This window comes from Haloarcula sp. MBLA0138, from assembly GCF_055632455.1.
On record NZ_CM145746.1, the window covers coordinates 2,283,094 to 2,300,338 of the forward strand.

Consider the following 17,245-nt stretch of genomic DNA (forward strand, 5'->3'; position numbering starts at 1 on the left):
GATAAGGGCTTCGAAGGCCGACGGGACCGTGCGAGAGCGTCGCAGGCGGGGTGACACGGGTGTTACTCCGCGTGGGTGTTTATACGCCTCGCGGGCCTACAACGTGACGCTATGAACATGCTCGTCGACGGCGAGTGGCGGACCGACGCCTACGAGACCACGAACGAGGACGGCGAGTTCGACCGGCAGGACACCACCTTCCGGGACCGCGTCGAGGACGACCCCGACGCGCGGTTCCAGCCCGAGGCGGGCCGGTACCACCTCTACGTCTCCTACGCCTGCCCGTGGGCCCACCGGACGCTGGTCGCCCGGAAGCTGAAGGGGCTCGAAGACGCCATCAGCGTCGACGTGGTCGACCCCTACCGCGCCGAGGACGGCTGGCAGTTCACTCCCGAGAAGGACGGCTGCACCGAGGACTCGCAGTACGGCGCGGACTACCTGCGCGAACTGTACGTGCAAGCCGACCCCGACGCCACCTGTCGCGTGACCGTCCCGGTGCTGTGGGACAAGCGGGAGGAGACCATCGTCAACAACGAGTCCGAGGAGATACTGCGGATGCTCGACACCGCGTTCGACGGCGTGGCCGACAACGACGTGGACCTCTACCCCGAGGGGGCCCGGGACGAGGTCGACCGTATCATCGACGACATCTACGAGCCCATCAACAACGGCGTCTACAGGTGCGGCTTCGCGGACACGCAGGAGGCCTACGACCGGGCCGCCGAGGAGCTGTTCGACGCCTTGGACCACTGGGACTCGGTGTTGGAGGACCAGCGCTACCTCGCGGGCGACCGGCTGACCGAGGCGGACATCTGCATGTTCACGACGCTGGTCCGCTTCGACGAGGTGTACCACACCCACTTCATGTGTAACCGCCGGCTGATTCGGGAGTACGACAACCTCTGGCCGTACCTGCGCGACCTCTACCAGACCGGCGGCGTGGCCGAGACGGTCGACATGGACCACATCACCGAACACTACTACACCACCCACCCGGACGTCAACCCGAAGGGCATCGTCCCGGTCGGCCCCGACCCCGAGTTCGAGGCCCCCCACGACCGGGAGAAACTGTCCGGCGACCCGCCCGCGGACCTGTCGCCGACGGCCTGAGGCGAGTCGGTCGGAACGATACCGTCACTCGCCGCGAACGGCCGTCGTGAGCGCAGGACCCTCTAAATCTGATATTTGTTTCGTGCGTGCGAGCGGTGCGTCTCCCGCTCGGACGCCCTGCTCGCCTCGCTGACGCCGGTATTTGCCGCGAGCAAACACCGACGCTGCGTCCCCTGAAGGGGCGCTTTTTGCCCGCTCCGCGCACTCACACTCACGCCGGTCCCGCGGCGGTCGCCCGCGTACTGCGCCGCACGCGGGGCGAGCGTACCGCCGACAGGAATTCACAATCTGAAAAAATTGCTTTGTCTGGCGCGAAGAGTTCATTACCGAGTTAGACAATCTTATTAGGGGAAGGCAACAACGGTTCGCGTATGGAACGGTCAGACCACGACTGGTGGCCGAATCAGCTGAGCCTCGAAATCCTCGACCAGAACGCCCGGGAGAGCGACCCGCTGGGCGAGGAGTTCGACTACGCCGAGGAGTTCCAGAAGCTCGACCTCGACGAGGTGAAAGCCGACATCGAGGACGTGATGACGACATCGCAGGACTGGTGGCCGGCCGACTACGGCCACTACGGTCCGCTTTTCATCCGGATGGCGTGGCACAGCGCCGGCACGTACCGCACCACCGACGGCCGCGGGGGCGCGGCGGGCGGGCGACAGCGCTTCGCGCCGCTGAACAGCTGGCCCGACAACGTCAACCTCGACAAGGCGCGCCGACTCCTCTGGCCCGTCAAGGAGAAGTACGGCCGCAAGCTCTCGTGGGCCGACCTGCTGGTCCTGACCGGCAACGTCGCGCTCGAGTCGATGGGGTTCGAGACGTTCGGCTTCGCCGGCGGCCGCGAGGACGCCTTCGAACCGGACAAGGCGGTCGACTGGGGCCCCGAGACCGAGTGGGAGGCCTCGGACCGCTTCGAGGAGGACGGTGAACTGGAGGAGCCCCTCGGCGCGACCGTGATGGGACTCATCTACGTGAACCCGGAGGGACCGGACGGCGAGCCCGACACCGAGGGGTCGGCCAAGAACATCCGGCAGGCGTTCAGCCGGATGGCGATGAACGACGAGGAGACCGCCGCGCTCATCGCCGGCGGTCACACGTTCGGGAAGGTCCACGGTGCCGACGACGGCGACAACCTCGGCCCCGAACCCGAGGCGGCACCCATCGAGGACCAAGGGCTCGGCTGGGAGAACGAACACGGCACCGGCAAGGGTCCCGACACCATCACCAGCGGCATCGAGGGGCCGTGGACCCAGTCGCCCATCTCGTGGGACATGGGCTATCTCGACAACCTGCTCGACTACGAGTGGGAGCCCCACAAGGGTCCCGGCGGGGCGTGGCAGTGGCGGCCGGTCGACGACGAACTGGAAAACACCGTGCCGGACGTCGAGGGCGCGCCGGACTCGGTCACCCCGATGATGCTGACGACGGACATCGCGCTGAAGCGGGACCCGGACTACCGGGAGATAATCGAGCGGTTCCGCGACAACCCCGCCGAGTTCCAAGAGGCCTTCGCCAAGGCGTGGTACAAGCTCATCCACCGCGACATGGGGCCGCCGTCGCGGTTCCTCGGTCCGGAGGTCCCCGACGAGGAGATGCTGTGGCAGGACCCCGTCCCCGACGCCGACTACGAACTCGTCGACGACGCGGCGGTCGCCGACCTCAAAGAAGAACTCCTCGACTCCGAGCTGTCCGTCTCGCAGCTGGTCAGGACGGCGTGGGCGTCGGCGTCGACGTACCGCGACAGCGACAAGCGCGGCGGCGCGAACGGGGCTCGCCTGCGCCTCGAACCCCAGAAGAGCTGGGAGGTCAACCAGCCCGAAGAGCTGGAGAGCGTACTGGAGACGCTGGAGGACATCCAGACGGAGTTCAACGAGTCCCGCTCCGACGGGACGCGGGTCTCGCTGGCCGACCTCATCGTGCTGGGCGGCAACGCGGCCGTCGAGCAGGCGGCGGCCGACGCCGGCTACGACGTGGAAATCCCGTTCGAGCCCGGCCGGACCGACGCCACGGCCGAGCAGACCGACGTGGACTCCTTCGAGGCGCTCAAGCCCGAAGCCGACGGGTTCCGGAACTACCTCGGCGACGAGGCCGACCAGTCCGCCGAGGAACTGCTGGTCGACAAGGCCGAACTGCTGAACCTGACGCCCGACGAGATGACGGTGCTGGTCGGCGGCATGCGGGTGCTGGACGCGAACTACGACCAGTCCGACCGCGGCGTCTTCACCGACCAGCCCGAGACGCTGACCAACGACTTCTTCCGGAACCTGCTCGGGCAGGACACGGAGTGGGAACCGGTCTCCGACGACAGAAACCACTTCGAGGGGTACGACCGCGAGACCGGAGAGCAGAAGTGGACGGCCAGCCGCGTCGACCTCGTCTTCGGCTCGAACGCGCGACTGCGGGCCATCGCCGAGGTCTACGGTGCCGACGACGCGGAGGAAGAGTTCGTGCGTGACTTCGCGGACACGTGGGCGAAGGTCATGAAGCTCGACCGCTTCGACCTCGAATAGACGCCGTTCCCACATTCGGGGCGACTGCCCCGTTCGGCGGCGGGGGACCGTTCTGACGACACCCGGGAGTACCGACCGGCGAGCGCCGCGGCGGCCGGTATCGAGCGGCGAGGCGATGACAGCCCTTTTGCGAGCTGAGGGTAGAGTGGCGGGCATGTCGCGGGTGCGCGGGTCGGAACGGGGCGTGACGCCGGTCATCGGGGTGGTACTGCTCGTGGCGGTACTGGTGGTCCTCTCGGCGACGGTGGGAGCGTACCTGTTCGCCTTTCAGGAGCGCCAGCCGGTGTCGGCACCGCAGGTCGCCGTCGTCGCCGACTTCAGCGACCGGACGACCGGGGACGGCCAGTACCTCAATCTGAGCTTCGAGAGCGGCGAGACGCTGTACAGCCGGAACGTCTCGCTGGTGGTCTCGGGGGCGCGAGATTCGAGCGGGAACGCCGTCTCGCTGGCTGGGGACCCGCTGCGGACCCACGCGGGGACGACCGTCACCGCCGGGACGGAGGTGAGCCTCAGCGCCACCGACTTCGACGGCGTCGGGACCGGCGAGTCCCTCTCGCTGCGCGAGGCGACGCTCCGGCTGGTCTGGCGGCCGGCGACCGACGAGGACAGCGAGAGCTACGTACTCTACCGGTGGCCCGACCCGAGCCGGCGGAACTAACCGAGGCGCACGTCGGTCGCCTCGTAGTCTTCGAGGAACGACCCCGGACCGCCGACCGTGACCGTCCGCTCGCCGGTGTCGACGACCAGCGCGTGCTCGATGGGGTAAGCGTTGGTCTGGGGCTCGACGAGCCCCTGCCGGGTGTCGACCACGTCGCCGTCGAGGCGGCCGATGTCGTCGGCGGCCTGCACCGGTTGGACCTCGGCGGTCAGGGGGACCGCCTCGTCCTCGCGCAGGCGGAGGGTGGCCTCGAAGACGACGGCCCGGAAGCTCGCGTGGGTGAACGGGAGCGGGCGCGGGTCGGCGACGTGGACCTCCGACGCCATCGGCCAGTAGTTGCCCAGAAACGAGCCCGACAGCACGGGGACGACCTGCCGCTGGACGAAGGCGATGGCCCGCTGGTCGGAGTTCGACCGGATTATCATCTCGCCGGGGACGACCAGCCCGTAGTCCTGGTCGACGGTGAGGATGATTGGCATCTCCGGCCCCCAGGCACGGGCGACGGACGCCCGGCCGGCGACCGCCGACTCGTCGAGGGCGTCGGTCCCGCTGACGACCAGCAACACGAGGACGCCGCGGTCGACGGCGGCTTCGAGTTCGTCGGCTACCTCGTCTAAGTACCCCTCGGGAACCGAGAGCATGACCTCGCCCGTGGCGTTCGAGAGGTACTCGCGGAGGCGCTTGATGACCGTGACGCGGGACTTGATGACGTCGAACTGCTGGGGCTCCTGCTCGGTGTGGGAGAAGCGCTCGTCGAGCGCGTCGCCCATCTCTTCGAGTTGGTCCGAGAGGTCCTCGACGACCTCGCTGGGGGGTCGCGCCCGGATGGTCGTCGGGACGACGTGGTCGTTGACGTCGACGAAGCCCCGGTCTTCGAGGGACTCGCTGATGCTGTAGACGTACCGCTTCGAGACGCCGGTGTCGTCGGCTATCTCGCTTGCTTTCGCCTCGCCGCTCCGGAGTATCGACAGGTAGGTGTCGACCTCCTTCTCGGAGAGGCCGAGCCGCGAGAGCCGGGCCGCGAGCGTAGCGTCGTCCATGTGGGGATAGCTGTGTGCTCCGGGACAACTGTGTTTCGGTAGGGCGGCCGCGTGGACGCGTGCGTCGTGACCACGGCGCGGCGGCCCCGCGCCGCACGTGGGACACGTCGACGGCGACCGGTGGCGGTTTCGAACCGCGAAAAACAATTACACCATATTTTATTACCGGCGGCGCGCTGGATAGTGGCAATGACGCTCCGGACTTCGCTGAACGACTACAAACGCACCCGGGACCGCGACCGCGTGTTCCCGGGCGAGCGCCGCTCGACGACGGGTGTCTTCTCCGGGTTCGACGACCGCCTCGTCCACGTCGACGACGACGGCTCGCTGCGGGACTACTCGTACCCGCTGTGTGGTCTCGACGGCATCGACCGGTCCCGGTTCGGCGTCGCGGCCGACGGCACGGCGTGGTTCGACGCCGGGGCCGACCAGCGCTACCGCGGCGACACCGGCCTCGTCGAGACGGTCCACGACCGCGGCGAGTGGGCGGTCGTCCAGTACGACCTGACACTCGGGCGCGCTCACGTGACGCGGTTCGAACTCCGCGGCGACGCCCCGGCGGACGCGACCCTGCAGGCGTTCGTCGACTTCGCGCCCGACGGTCGGGAGGGGCGGACGAGCCTGCTCGACCACGGCAACGCCGTCGAGGCGTACCACCGCCGGGAACACGACTTCGCCGGCGTCTCCACGTCGCTGTCGGCGGTTCGGGGCCAGATTCCCGAGCGGTTCGACGAACTGCTCGGCGACGCCCCCGTAGCCTTCCCCCGCGAGACGCGGGCCGAGCGCTACGAGGACACCGCACTGACCGGGGGCGCGCTCCTGTCGGCCCCCTTCGAGGACGGCGGCGTGACGCTCGTGACGCTGCTTTCCGACGCCGGCGAGACGGACCGCGAGGCCGCACTGGCGACCGTCGAGGGGCTGGCGGCCGACCACGGCGGGGTCGAGACGCTGGCCGCCGCCGGCGACCGCCAGCGCGGCTGGGAAGTACCCGAGACCGTCCCCGAGCGGGCGGCGGTCGTCGACGACCTCCGGGTGGTGACGCTGCTGTCGGCCGACACCGGCGCTCGCATCGCCGGGCCGGACTTCGACCCGTTCTACGCCGAGTCGGGCGGCTACGGCTACACGTGGTTCCGGGACGACGCCGAAATAGCGCGGTTCCTGCTCTCGGCCGCGGACCGCCTCGATATCGACCTCGGCGCGTTCCACCGGCGCTCGGCCGCGTTCTACCGGGGGACCCAACTCGACGACGGGTCGTGGCCCCACCGCGTCTGGCCGGGCGACGGGACGCTCGCGCCGGGGTGGGCGAACGCCCGCTTGGAGAGCGGGGACGACGCCGACTATCAGGCCGACCAGACCGCCAGCGTCGCCGGCTTTCTTGCCGCGTACCTCCGGACCGGCGACCCCGCCGACCCCGCGGCCGTCGAAACGGTACTCTCGCGGGCCGTCGACAGCCTCGACGAGACGCTGGCCGAGGACGGCCTCCCAGTCGCCTGCCAGAACGCGTGGGAGAACATGCAGGGGCGGTTCGTCCACACCGCCGCGACGTTCCTGCACGCCTACGCGGCCGTCGCCCGCGCGCCGGTCGCCACGGACCTCCGGGAGCGCGCCCGCTCGCGGGCCGACAGCGTCGCCGCGGGGCTGGACCGCCTCTGGACCGGCGACCGCTACGCGCTCCGGGAGCGCGGGAGCGACCTCGACGACCGGCTCGACGCCGGTTCGCTGGCGCTCCCCGCGGCGGTCCGGGAGTACGCCGCCGTCGCCGACCTCCCGGCGAGCCGACGGGACCGGTTGGTCGCCCACGTCGAGACGACGCTGGACGGACTGGAGCGCGAGACCGACGCCGTCCGCGGGCTCGTCCGCTTCGAGGGCGACGACTGGCGGACCGGGTCACAGCCCGAGCCGAAAGTCTGGACCGTCTCGACGGCGTGGGGGGCCAACGCGGCCGCCGAACTGGGAACGCTGCTCGCCGACGCCGGCGACGACAGGGCGGCCGGGGCCTACGCCCGCTCGCGGGACCTCCTGAGCGAGATTCTCCCCGGCGGCTCGCTGGCCCGGCAGTGTGGCTACCTCCCCGAACAGCTGTTCGACGACGGGACGGCCGACTCGGCGACGCCGCTCGGGTGGCCCCACGCGCTCCGGCTGGCGACGGTCGCGCACCTCTCGTCGGTCGGCGAACTCCGCGGGGAGCCGGTCGAGGCCGCCGAGTGAGCGGGCGGGCGGACGCGGCCCGCAGAGGTGGCCGGGAGAGAGCTACTGCGCCGACGGGACGGCGGGCTCCCCGCTGGCGGCGACGGCCGCGCCGCTGTCGGCGTCGAAGAGGTGGACCGCCCCCTCGTCGAAGGCGACCGGGACCACGTCGCCGACCGCGGGTTCGACCGCGGCGGGGACGCGGGCGACGAAGTCGGGGGTGTCGAACTCGTCGCGCTCGCCGCCGAGGTCGAGATAGAGGTAGTTGTCGCTGCCGACCGGTTCGAGCACGTCGACGGTGGCCGGCACGGCGTCGGCCGCGTCCCCGTCGACGCTGACGTGTTCGGGGCGGACGCCGAGGGCGTACGTGCCGCCGTCGAGGTCGCCGAAGGCGTCGGCACGCCCAGTGAGGTCGTAGCTGAACGAACCGTCGGCGGCGGTCAGCCGGACGCCGCCGTCGACGCGCTCGGCCGTCACGTCCACGAAGTTCATGCTCGGCGAGCCGACGAAGCCAGCGACGAAGCGGTTGGCGGGGTTCGCGTACACGTCGGTCGGCCGGCCGGTCTGCTGGAGGCGACCGCTGTCGAGGATGACGATGCGGTCGCCCATCGTCATCGCCTCCTCCTGGTCGTGGGTGACGTAGACGGCGGTGATGTCGAGTTCGTCCTGCAGGCGCTGAATCTCGGTGCGCATCGTCGTCCGGAGCTTCGCGTCCAGATTCGACAGCGGCTCGTCGAACAGGAACACGTCGGGCTCGCGGACGATGGCCCGGCCCAGCGCGACGCGCTGTTTCTGCCCGCCCGAGAGCTCCTCGGGCGTGTCCTCGAGCAGGTCGGCGATGCCCATCATCTCGGCAGCCTCCCGGACCCGCTGGGCCCGCTCGTCGGCCGAGAGGTCGGTACTCATCCGCAGCCCGAAGGCCATGTTCTGCTCGACGGTCTTGTGCGGGTACAGCGCGTAGTTCTGGAACACCATCGCCACGTCGCGCTTGCGGGCGTGAACGTCGGTCACGTCGGTGCCGCCGATGCGGATGTGCCCGCCGCTCGGCCGTTCGAGGCCGGCTATCATCCGCAGCGTCGTCGACTTCCCACACCCCGAGGGACCGACCACCGTCACGAACTCGCCGTCGGCGATAGACAGGTCGACGTCGTCGACGGCGACGATGTCGCCCCCGTCGAACTCCTTGCGAAGCGCTTCCAGTTCGAGACTCGCCATTACTCCCTGTGTACGTGTCCCGGATGATAAACCTTCCCCAAAATTTGGAAACTGTGAGGGGAAATTTCATACACTTTTCCGAGCGTCGCTCACGGCCGCCAGCCCCGGAGGAGAGCGGCCGCCACACCGCCCGCGGTGAGGGCGAACGGAACCGAGAGCGTCCGGACGACGAGTACCGGGGCGGCGGTCGTGGCGACGGGAAGCCCGGTCGCGAGCGCGAGCGCACCGCCCAACAGGACGTCGTACGCGCCGAGACTCGCCGGCACCGGGACGGCGCTGGCGGCCTGCGGGAGCGGGACGAGCGCGACGATGGGGAGCAGCGGGACGGCAACGCCGGTTCCCGAGAGCGCGACCCACAGCGCGACGGCGGTGAGGAACTGTTCGGCGACGCCACCGACGGCGACGAGCGCGAGCAGCCACGGCCGGTCCCGGAAGCGGACCACGCGGTCCCAGAACCGGTCGACGGCGGCGGCGACCACCGAACGGTCGTAGGGGTCCGCCCGGTAGCGCGCGGAGACGGCCCGGACGAGCGGCGCGAGCGCGGCCACCGCTCCGCGCCCGACGACCTCGCGGGAGCGAAGCAGGAGGCCACCGACGACCAGCAGGCCGACGAGCGCGCCGCCGAGCGTGACGGCGACCGCGCGGGCGTCGGGCGCGAGGACGACCAGCGCGAGACCCGTCGAGACGAGCAGTTGCGTCCCGGACTTGACGTATTTCGCGACGCCGCGGACGCCCAGCGCCTCGCCGTAGGTCGTCCCGGTGGCGACGGCGATGAACCGCGCCATGATGGGTTCGGAACTCACCGGTCCCGCGGGACTGAGCGTATCGAAGAAGTCGCCCGCCAGCGCGAACTGGGCGCTGCGCGGGCCGGAGAGCCCGTCGCCGAGCGGCCGCACGGAGGCCCAAACGCCGACGCCGTCGACGAGCCCCTCGGCGACGACCAGCGCGGCGACGGCGGCGACGGCCCACGGAGCCGTCTCCGTCGCTCTGGCGACCACGCTGTCGACGCCGGCCCACGCGAGATACGCCGCGAGCGCCGTCCCGCCGAGGGCGACGCCCGCGAGGAACCGGGCGGCGTTGCGCTGGGTGCCCATACGTCGGGCAGGCGACCGACCGGCGTCGGGCTTACGGTCTCTGCCCGGCAGCCGTCGGCACCGGCCGGAGCCGACTCCTGACCACCCGACAGGCTCCGAAACGTATTGCCCACTAATTGGCAAAACGCTACATACGGTTTTGATTCGCTCTGAGCCCAATATACGCCACTTCACCGGTTCGAAGATTCGCCTCGCCTGTGGCACTCGTTCGCGAATCTCCGAATGATTTAAGTCGTGAAAGACTATTTCATCCATTATCCATCCATGACAATGGACCGCAGAACGGTTATCAAGCGCGTCGGTGGCATGGGCGCGCTCGCGGCGCTCGCGGGCTGTAGCGTGCAGGAACAGGACGGCGGTTCCGGGGGCGGCGGGGAGAGCGGCGGGAGCACGGCCAGCGCGACCGGGAGCCAAGCGCCGGCCGGCACCGCGACCGCGTGGTACGAACTGAGCGACAGCGAGACGGCCATTCGCGAGGAAGCGCTCGCCGCGTTCGGCGAGCAGAGCCGCCATTCGGTCGGCGGGTCGGACATCTCCGACCTCCAGCAGAAGACGTCGAGCGCCATCCCGGCGGGCGAGGGACCCCACACGTTCGACTGGGCGCACGACTGGGCGGGCAACGTCTACGAGCAGGGGTTCGTCGTCGACCGCAGCGAGCAGGTGTCGGTGAGCCTCGACCGATTCACCGAGACGGCGCGGAACGCGGTCCAGTACGACGGCGCGCTCGTGGGCCTCCCCTACGGGGCCGAGACGGTGACACCCATCGTCAACACGGACATCGTCGACGGCACGCCCGGGAGCGTCGACGAGATGCTGACGATGATAGAATCCCACCACGACCCGGACAACGGTCAGTACGGGCTGGCGTTCCCGTTCGGCGACGGCTACTTCACCAGCGCGTGGCTGCACGCCTTCGGCGGCCACCTCTTCGACCCCGCGGCCGACGAGCCGCTGGGCGTCGCCAGCGACGAGACCGTCCGCGGACTGGAGTTCATGCTGGAGAACTTCGTCCCGTACATGCCCAACGACCCGAGCTACGAGGCCCAAGCCGCCGCCTTCGCCGAGGGCAACGCCGCGTTCACCATCAACGGCCCGTGGTCGCTGGCGACGCTGAACGACAACGACCGCAGCTACGAGGTGGTCAGCTACCCCGAGATGAGCGACGGGACCCCGGAGCCCTTCACCGGCGTGCAGGTGTGGTACTTCGCGTCCGCCATGACTGACGGCGGCGTCGACGCGACGGCCGCCCGCGAGTTCGTCGAGTGGTTCACCACCAACGAGGACCACCTCGGTCGGCTGGCGACGGAACTCGGGTCGATACCGGTACTCGACAGCCTCGTCGGCAGCAGCGACCTCCCCGCGGAGGTCCAAGCCTACTCCGAGTCGGCCGGACAGGGCGTCCCGATGCCGAGCGCGCCGCGGATGGACGACGTCTGGTCGCCGGTCAACACCGCGCTGACGAAGGCGTTCAACGGCGACGCCGGCCCGCAGGCGGCACTGGACACCGCGGCCGAGGAGATACGCGGCGCGTGGGACAGCAACTGACCGGAGAGCATGAGCACGGTCTCACGCGTCGCTGACCGCGTCGAACGCGCACCGTTCCTGAGCCGCGGCGACGCCTCGCTGCTGTTGGTGTTGCCGGGGCTGTTCGTCTTCTCTGCGTTCATGCTGTTCCCGGTGTTGTACCTCGTCGGCATCTCCTTTACCAACGCCGAGCCGGCGACCCTCTTCGCCGGCGAGGGCATCGCCGGCATCCTCACCTTCGGCGAGGCGGCCTTCGTCGGACTGGGGAACTACGCCGACGTGCTGACCGACCCCGAGTTCTGGAACTCCTTCGGCGTGACGTGGCTGTTCGTCGGGACGAGCGTCACGCTGAAAGTCGTCGTCAGCCTCGCCATCGCCGTCGTCGTCACCAGCGACCTCGTCCGGGGCAAGCGGCTGTTGCGCTCCTTTATCATCTTCCCGATGGGGCTGCCGCCCATCTTCGTCATCACGGTGTGGCGGGGCATCTTCAGTTCGGCCCAGTTCGGGCTGATGAACCAGTTCCTGACCGCGCTGGGCGGGGACCCCGTCTCGTGGCTCTCGGGCCGCTGGACGGCGTTTCTGGCCTACAACGTCACCGAGGCGTGGCTCGCGTACCCGTTCGTCGTCATCATCACCGTGAGCGCGCTGCAGGACGTGCCCGAGGAGCTCCACGAGGCCGCCGTCGTCGACGGCGCGGGCTTTCTCGCCCGGTTCGCCCACGTGACGCTGCCCGCCATCAAGCGGCCGGTGCTGTTCGCCACCATCCTCACCTCGGCCGCCTCCTTCCAGCAGTTCCTCATCCCCTACGTGTTCAACGAGGGCGGCCCCGCCCGCGCGAACGAGCTCATCGTCGTCTACGGCTACCGCGAGGCCCTGCAGTTCCAGCAGTACGGCCGCGGGGCCGCCGTCAGCATCGTCGCGCTGGCGTTCATCGGCGCGTTCATGTGGCTGAACGTCAAGAAGGGACGGCTCGCCGACGGGGTGAACGACTGATGGGCGCGCTCGGAACCGTCGCGCGCACGCTCGCCACGAACGCGGCGGGCATCGCCCGCGCGCCCGTCGAGACGCTCCGGCAGTGGCGCTACACCGCCGGGGCCGTCCGGCGCGGCGAACTGCCGGCCGGCGAGGTGCTGAAAGTCGCGGCCGCGACCGTCGGCGCAGTGGCGATGGTGGCGGCGCTGCTCTTTCCCATCTACTGGATATTCACCGCCGCCATCTCCGGGGCCGGAACCTCCATCTACACCTCCGAGAGCCTCCGGCTGTTCCCCGCGGAGCCGACGCTGCGGCCGTTCGTCTGGGTCCTCGGGGACCTCGGCGTGCCGGCGCTGACGGTCACGGTCGCCATCCCGCTGACCGACCTCGCGTTCGTCTTCGAGACGCCGGGGGTCACGCTGTTGGACGCCTCGGCCCACGGCGTCGAGCGGCCCTCCGAGTTCAAGACGTTCCTCTGGAACAGCGTCACCGTCGCCGTCCCCACGGTACTCATCGCCATGTCGCTGGTCGTCCCGGCCGCCTACGCGCTCTCGCGCCGGGAGTTCCTCTTGCGCCGGAAGGTGCTGTTCCTCTACGTGTTGATGACGCAGGTCGGGGGCGGCCTCGGGGTCGCCCTGCTCATCGGGATGTACGCCATCTACGTCCAGTTCGGCATCAACGACAGCAAACTCGCGTTGGCGGTGTACTACGCCGCGACGGCCGTGCCGTTCAACACGTGGCTGCTGAAGACCTACATGGACGGCATCCCGGTCTCCTACGAGGAGGCCGCCGTCGTCGACGGCGCGCCGCCGTGGCGGGTCGTCTGGGAGGTCATCCTCCCGATGTCCGCCGCCGGGCTGGCGACGGTGTTCATCTTCACCTTCCTGACCGGGTGGACGGAGTTCGTCGTCGCCCAGACGCTGCTGGGGACGGACAACTACACCCTGCCGGTCGGGCTGTACTCGCTGGTCACCGAGTACTCCATCCCGTGGTCGCGGTTCTCGGCGTTCGCGCTGACGTTTGCCACGCCCATCGTGCTGGTCTACCTCTTCGCCCAGCGCTACATCGAGGGCGGCCTGTCGTTCAGCGGGATGGAGGGGTGACCGCCCCCGTCGCGCTATCCGCCTCGGCCGGACCCCCGGCAGTCGGTCGCCGCGTCGGTCGCGCGCTCGCCGCTCGCGGGTCCGTCACGTCCGTTCGTCGCCGTTCTCGTCGTCGCCACGCTCCTCGCGCAGCCGTTCGGCCGTCCGCTCGCGGTCGGTGGTCTCGTCGTCGCCACGCTCCTCGCGCAGCCGTTCGGCCGTCCGCTCGCGGTCGGTGGGCGTGTTCACGTTGTGGACCCACCCCTCCAGCGGGACCGTCTCGACGCGGTGGCCCGCCCGGACCAGCAAGTCGACGGCGTCAGGCAGTTCGTACTCGCCCCGCGCCGAGGGCGTGACCAGCCGGCAGGCGGGCGCTATCGGCGCGTCGAAGGCGTAGAAACCGCGGGCGACCAGCGTCGATGGCGGGTCGGCCGGCTTCTCGACCAGCCGCCGGACCCGACCCGCGTCGTCGGTGACGACCACGCCCGTCTCGCTGGCCGCGTCCCGCGGGACCGACTCGACGAGCAGCGTCGCCGCGGCGTCGGTCTCGCGGTGGCGCTCGACGACGGCCCCGAGGTCGGTCCCGAAGACGTTGTCGCCGTTGGCGACGAGGACCGGCGGCGTCACCGCGGGCAGAGCCTGCCGGAGAGCGTGGGCGACGCCCAACCGCTCGTCTTGGCGGACGTAGCCCACCGGCACGCCCCGGTACCGGTCGCCGTAGCGGGCGCGGATGTCGTCGCCGCGGTAGCCGACGACGACCACGAGGCGGTCGGCACCGGCCGCCAGCAGACCGTCGAAGCAGTGCGACAACAGGGGCCGACCCGCCACCTCGACCAACCCCTTGGGCCGGTCGGCGGTGTGGGGTCGGAGCCGCGTCCCCTCGCCGGCGGCCAACACGACGGCGTCCATACCGGAGCGAGGGCCAGCGCGCACAAAGAGCCTGCGGGCGGCCTACGATGGAGTGGATACGCGGGCCGTACTCGCAGCGACGGGGAGTACGGCGTGACAAACCACATCCATCCCGACGGCCGAAAGAGACACGTAGCCGAATCGTGTTACGATGCCGCATGGAGGACGAAGCGTGGCAGTCGGTCGAGATTATCCGCGACAACGAGGGCGTCCCGCACGTCCTCCAACAGAAAGTCGAGGTGTACACCGCGGGCGTCGCCGAGGAGTCGTCGGGGTACACGAAACCAACCATGGAACACCGGCTCGTGGCGCTGACGGACCTCACGACGTACGGGAACTGACCGACGGACCCGTCCCGGCCGGCACACGGCGGGTCAGACTTTTCCCGCGCGGGCCGCGACATACGACCGATGGCCGAGGACGAAGGGCCGCCGCTGTACGTCGGCGTCGTCTGGAGCGAGGGGGCGTGGCTGGCGGTCGGGTTCACCTCCGACGGGTTCGACCACGCGGCGGTGTTCGACGGCGTCGGCGACTGCTGGGCGCGCTACGAGGAGCGGGCGCGCCGGATACTGGTCGCCATCCCCGTCGGCCTCGTCGACTCCGGGGAGCCGACCCGGGAGTGTGACACCCTCGCGCGCTCGGTTCTGGGCCCCCGCAGCGCGGCCGTGTTCACGCCGCCGGTCCGCGAGGCGACCCGGAAGCGGCGCTACTCGGCGGCCAAGCGGGTCAACGAGCGCAAGAGCGGCGAGGGGCTCTCGAAGCGGGCCTTCGCCGTCAGCGACGGCATCGCCATGGTCGACGAACTGCTACAGGAGGTCCCCGAGGCCGCGGCCGTGGTCCGCTCGGCCCACCCGGAGGTCTGTTTCCGGGCCTTCGCCGACGAGCCACTGGAACACTCCCGGCGGACCGCGGCGGGCTACGCCGAACGGATGCGGACGCTGGCCCGCTACGACCGCGACGCCGCGCCGACGGTCCAACACGCCGCCGAGGCCACGGACGGCCGCGAGGTGACCGTCGCCGACGTACTCGACGCCGTCGCGCTCGCCTACACCGCGCGGCCGGGCGAGGGCGACCTCCGGACGCTCCCGCCCGACCCACCGACGGACGGCTCCGGACTCCCGGTGGAACTGGTCTACCGCTCGGCGACGCCGCTCGTCGAGTCCTGAGTCGGCGAGCGCGTAGCCGGCGCTACCCGGTGAAATAATGTGTGGACTGCAGACAGAAGCCGTCTTACAGTCGCGTGAGGTTCGTCGCGCGGGGGCCCTTGTCGGCCTGTTCGATGTCGAACTCGACCTCCTGGCCCTCTTCGAGGTCGGGGCCGCCGACGTCTTCCATGTGGAAGAAGACGTCCTCGTCCGCGTCCTCGGTGTCGATGAAACCGTAGCCGCCGGTGTCGTTGAAGAAGTCGACAGTGCCTTGAGCCATTGTTAGAGCCGTGTCACGTTGTTCGCGCGGGGGCCCTTGTCGGCCTGTTCGATGTCGAACTCCAGTTCCTGTCCTTCCTCGAGGTCAGGACCGCCAACGTCCTCCATGTGGAAGAAAACGTCCTCGTCCGCGTCCTCAGTCTCGATGAAACCGTAACCGCCAGTGTCGTTGAAGAAATCAACCGTTCCTTTCGCCATTGCCTGTGTAGAGAGAGCGTGACCACGGATAACCGTTCCGGTATCCGTATCACGCGTGTTCGCGCGCCGAACCGCAAGCGGGCTCCCGGACGACGCGGCGAGCGTACTGACTCCCTATCGCGGCGTTGTGAACTCACTAACTAACTCCGTCTCGGCGTATCGGTCAGCTAATGCACTCGGAACAACTCGGCGTCCGGACCTACGACCCGGGCGACAGGGACGCGTTCCTCTCGTTGTATCGTGCGGTCTGGGGGCGGACGAAGGGCGAGGCGTGGTTCAGGTGGCGGTTCGAAGAGAACCCCTATCGGCGGGGGGTCCAGATGGTCGTCGCCGAACAGGGCGGCGAGGTCGTCGGCGTCGAGCCACTGCTCCCCTTCCGCCTCCGGGCGGGGTCCGAGACGGTCGACGTGTACCAGCCCGTCGACTGGCTCGTCCACCCCGACCACCGCCGCCGCGGCGTCTTCTCGCGGATGACCGAGTTCCTCCTCGACAGCTACGACGACGCCGCGCTGCTGTTTAACTTCCCGAACGAGGCGCTCCAACCGGGACTGGAGCAGTTCGACTGGCGGGTCGTCGGCGACGTGCCGACGGGCTACCGGGTCCACGACCCGCACCGCTTCGCCAACGGGGCGGCCGACGGACCGGTCGGGGGCTCCGTCCTCTCGCTCTGTGGGGCCGTCACCCGCCGGACGATGCGGCTGCTCGACCGGACCGCGACTCGCCCGGCGGACGTGACTATCGAGCGCCACGACGGCGTCCCGGTCGAGACCCTCCGCGCGCTCTACACCGCCGACAGGCCCGACCAGTTCCACCTCGCCCGCGACGAGGCGTACTTCCGCTGGCGGTTCGCCAACCCCCGCTGGCGGACGACGACCTACGTCGCCGCCCGCGACGGCTCGCCGGTCGCGGCCGTCGTCGCCGTCGCCGAGGCGGTCGACGGCGACACCTGCACCCGCATCGCCGACATCCAGCCGATGACCCCCAGCACCGACCACGCCGACGCGCTCCGGGCGCTGGTCGCCGAAGTCGTGGCCGACAACCGCGACGCCGCCATCCTGACGGTCCCCGCGGGCATCGGCTCGCACCTGTTCCGCCGCCACTGCTTCCTGCCCGATACCTCGTTCCCGCTCTCGCGCGTGACGACCGCCGCCACGCAGGTCGTGCGCCCGCTGTCGGGCGACTCGGGGTGGCGACTCGACGGCCGCGCCCTCACCGACCCCGACAACTGGCGGCTCATGCCCGCCGACCTCGACATCGAGTGAGCGTCCGACAAGCCGGGTCTGTGTCGGGCGCGACGCCGTCGCAGACGGGCCCACCGGCAC

At 70.0% G+C, this 17,245-nt stretch carries 16 protein-coding genes; 10 read left to right on the forward strand and 6 right to left on the reverse strand.

Annotated features, from left to right (window positions below):
• The first annotated feature begins 111 nt into the window (after nucleotides 1-111).
• From ACV7JO_RS12160 to ACV7JO_RS12170, 3 genes are all read left to right on the forward strand, one after another.
• Nucleotides 112-1,110, forward strand: coding sequence for a glutathione S-transferase family protein (locus ACV7JO_RS12160; RefSeq protein ID WP_470353680.1), 999 nt, complete (start codon nucleotides 112-114; stop codon nucleotides 1,108-1,110).
• 371 nt (nucleotides 1,111-1,481) lie between these two features.
• A complete protein-coding gene (gene katG / locus ACV7JO_RS12165) occupies nucleotides 1,482-3,620 on the forward strand; it encodes a catalase/peroxidase HPI (RefSeq protein WP_470353681.1) in 2,139 nt (712 codons plus the stop codon).
• Nucleotides 3,621-3,774: 154 nt separating this feature from the next.
• Nucleotides 3,775-4,278, forward strand: a complete 504-nt coding sequence (locus ACV7JO_RS12170; protein WP_470353682.1) for a type IV pilin domain-containing protein — start codon at nucleotides 3,775-3,777, stop codon at nucleotides 4,276-4,278.
• On the opposite strand, the gene ACV7JO_RS12175 is transcribed toward ACV7JO_RS12170, so the two are convergent.
• Entirely contained in the window at nucleotides 4,275-5,318 is a 1,044-nt protein-coding gene (locus tag ACV7JO_RS12175; protein WP_470353683.1) for a TrmB family transcriptional regulator, read from the reverse strand. The genes ACV7JO_RS12170 and ACV7JO_RS12175 overlap by 4 nt on opposite strands.
• A 189-nt stretch (nucleotides 5,319-5,507) precedes the next feature.
• On the opposite strand from ACV7JO_RS12175, the gene ACV7JO_RS12180 reads away from it, so the two are divergent.
• The gene (locus ACV7JO_RS12180; protein WP_470353684.1) at nucleotides 5,508-7,526 is read left to right on the forward strand and encodes a DUF7997 domain-containing protein; all 2,019 of its coding nucleotides are present in this window, start codon (nucleotides 5,508-5,510) and stop codon (nucleotides 7,524-7,526) included.
• 42 nt (nucleotides 7,527-7,568) lie between these two features.
• On the opposite strand, the gene ACV7JO_RS12185 is transcribed toward ACV7JO_RS12180, so the two are convergent.
• Nucleotides 7,569-8,720, reverse strand: a complete 1,152-nt coding sequence (locus ACV7JO_RS12185) for an ABC transporter ATP-binding protein (RefSeq protein WP_470353685.1) — start codon at nucleotides 8,718-8,720, stop codon at nucleotides 7,569-7,571.
• Between the two features lie 89 nt (nucleotides 8,721-8,809).
• Nucleotides 8,810-9,814 carry a lysylphosphatidylglycerol synthase domain-containing protein gene (locus tag ACV7JO_RS12190; protein WP_470353686.1) on the reverse strand — a complete coding sequence of 335 codons (1,005 nt, stop codon included), beginning with the start codon at nucleotides 9,812-9,814 and terminating at the stop codon, nucleotides 8,810-8,812.
• Nucleotides 9,815-10,078: 264 nt separating this feature from the next.
• Between ACV7JO_RS12190 and ACV7JO_RS12195 the strand changes: the two genes are divergently transcribed.
• From ACV7JO_RS12195 to ACV7JO_RS12205, 3 genes are read left to right on the forward strand one after another with little or no spacing between them, the layout of a single operon-like run.
• Entirely contained in the window at nucleotides 10,079-11,359 is a 1,281-nt protein-coding gene (locus ACV7JO_RS12195; RefSeq protein WP_470353687.1) for an extracellular solute-binding protein, read from the forward strand.
• A 9-nt stretch (nucleotides 11,360-11,368) separates the two neighbouring features.
• Nucleotides 11,369-12,331 (forward strand): carbohydrate ABC transporter permease, encoded by a 963-nt coding sequence (locus ACV7JO_RS12200; protein WP_470353688.1) that lies wholly within the window; start codon nucleotides 11,369-11,371, stop codon nucleotides 12,329-12,331.
• Complete coding sequence (locus ACV7JO_RS12205) at nucleotides 12,331-13,413, forward strand: sugar ABC transporter permease (protein WP_470353689.1); 1,083 nt, start codon at nucleotides 12,331-12,333, stop codon at nucleotides 13,411-13,413. The genes ACV7JO_RS12200 and ACV7JO_RS12205 overlap by 1 nt, the downstream gene beginning before the upstream one ends.
• 84 nt (nucleotides 13,414-13,497) lie before the next feature.
• On the opposite strand, the gene ACV7JO_RS12210 is transcribed toward ACV7JO_RS12205, so the two are convergent.
• A complete protein-coding gene (locus ACV7JO_RS12210; RefSeq protein WP_470353690.1) occupies nucleotides 13,498-14,301 on the reverse strand; it encodes a sugar phosphate nucleotidyltransferase in 804 nt (267 codons plus the stop codon).
• 158 nt (nucleotides 14,302-14,459) lie between these two features.
• Between ACV7JO_RS12210 and ACV7JO_RS12215 the strand changes: the two genes are divergently transcribed.
• Together ACV7JO_RS12215 and ACV7JO_RS12220 are read left to right on the forward strand one after the other, a co-directional pair.
• Nucleotides 14,460-14,642: a hypothetical protein gene (locus ACV7JO_RS12215; RefSeq protein ID WP_470353691.1), complete on the forward strand. Its 183-nt coding sequence runs from the start codon at nucleotides 14,460-14,462 to the stop codon at nucleotides 14,640-14,642.
• Nucleotides 14,643-14,711: 69 nt separating this feature from the next.
• Complete coding sequence (locus ACV7JO_RS12220; RefSeq protein ID WP_470353692.1) at nucleotides 14,712-15,467, forward strand: DUF429 domain-containing protein; 756 nt, start codon at nucleotides 14,712-14,714, stop codon at nucleotides 15,465-15,467.
• Nucleotides 15,468-15,531: 64 nt separating this feature from the next.
• Here the strand turns inward: ACV7JO_RS12220 and ACV7JO_RS12225 are convergent, their stop codons facing one another.
• Both ACV7JO_RS12225 and ACV7JO_RS12230 read right to left on the reverse strand, forming a co-directional pair.
• Nucleotides 15,532-15,726, reverse strand: a complete 195-nt coding sequence (locus tag ACV7JO_RS12225; protein ID WP_470353693.1) for a cold-shock protein — start codon at nucleotides 15,724-15,726, stop codon at nucleotides 15,532-15,534.
• A 2-nt stretch (nucleotides 15,727-15,728) separates the two neighbouring features.
• Nucleotides 15,729-15,923 (reverse strand): cold-shock protein, encoded by a 195-nt coding sequence (locus ACV7JO_RS12230; protein WP_470353694.1) that lies wholly within the window; start codon nucleotides 15,921-15,923, stop codon nucleotides 15,729-15,731.
• A 170-nt stretch (nucleotides 15,924-16,093) separates the two neighbouring features.
• Between ACV7JO_RS12230 and ACV7JO_RS12235 the strand changes: the two genes are divergently transcribed.
• Complete coding sequence (locus ACV7JO_RS12235; protein ID WP_470353695.1) at nucleotides 16,094-17,185, forward strand: GNAT family N-acetyltransferase; 1,092 nt, start codon at nucleotides 16,094-16,096, stop codon at nucleotides 17,183-17,185.
• Nucleotides 17,186-17,245: the final 60 nt, after the last annotated feature.

Bases quoted from the DNA above. Each gene is read 5' to 3' on its own strand.
- ACV7JO_RS12160 (WP_470353680.1), top strand. From the start codon at position 112: ATGAACATGCTCGTCGACGGCGAGTGGCGGACCGACGCCTACGAGACC.
- katG (WP_470353681.1), top strand. From the start codon at position 1,482: ATGGAACGGTCAGACCACGACTGGTGGCCGAATCAGCTGAGCCTCGAA.
- ACV7JO_RS12170 (WP_470353682.1), top strand. From the start codon at position 3,775: ATGTCGCGGGTGCGCGGGTCGGAACGGGGCGTGACGCCGGTCATCGGG.
- ACV7JO_RS12175 (WP_470353683.1), bottom strand. From the start codon at position 5,318: ATGGACGACGCTACGCTCGCGGCCCGGCTCTCGCGGCTCGGCCTCTCC.
- ACV7JO_RS12180 (WP_470353684.1), top strand. From the start codon at position 5,508: ATGACGCTCCGGACTTCGCTGAACGACTACAAACGCACCCGGGACCGC.
- ACV7JO_RS12185 (WP_470353685.1), bottom strand. From the start codon at position 8,720: ATGGCGAGTCTCGAACTGGAAGCGCTTCGCAAGGAGTTCGACGGGGGC.
- ACV7JO_RS12190 (WP_470353686.1), bottom strand. From the start codon at position 9,814: ATGGGCACCCAGCGCAACGCCGCCCGGTTCCTCGCGGGCGTCGCCCTC.
- ACV7JO_RS12195 (WP_470353687.1), top strand. From the start codon at position 10,079: ATGACAATGGACCGCAGAACGGTTATCAAGCGCGTCGGTGGCATGGGC.
- ACV7JO_RS12200 (WP_470353688.1), top strand. From the start codon at position 11,369: ATGAGCACGGTCTCACGCGTCGCTGACCGCGTCGAACGCGCACCGTTC.
- ACV7JO_RS12205 (WP_470353689.1), top strand. From the start codon at position 12,331: ATGGGCGCGCTCGGAACCGTCGCGCGCACGCTCGCCACGAACGCGGCG.
- ACV7JO_RS12210 (WP_470353690.1), bottom strand. From the start codon at position 14,301: ATGGACGCCGTCGTGTTGGCCGCCGGCGAGGGGACGCGGCTCCGACCC.
- ACV7JO_RS12215 (WP_470353691.1), top strand. From the start codon at position 14,460: ATGGAGGACGAAGCGTGGCAGTCGGTCGAGATTATCCGCGACAACGAG.
- ACV7JO_RS12220 (WP_470353692.1), top strand. From the start codon at position 14,712: ATGGCCGAGGACGAAGGGCCGCCGCTGTACGTCGGCGTCGTCTGGAGC.
- ACV7JO_RS12225 (WP_470353693.1), bottom strand. From the start codon at position 15,726: ATGGCTCAAGGCACTGTCGACTTCTTCAACGACACCGGCGGCTACGGT.
- ACV7JO_RS12230 (WP_470353694.1), bottom strand. From the start codon at position 15,923: ATGGCGAAAGGAACGGTTGATTTCTTCAACGACACTGGCGGTTACGGT.
- ACV7JO_RS12235 (WP_470353695.1), top strand. From the start codon at position 16,094: ATGCACTCGGAACAACTCGGCGTCCGGACCTACGACCCGGGCGACAGG.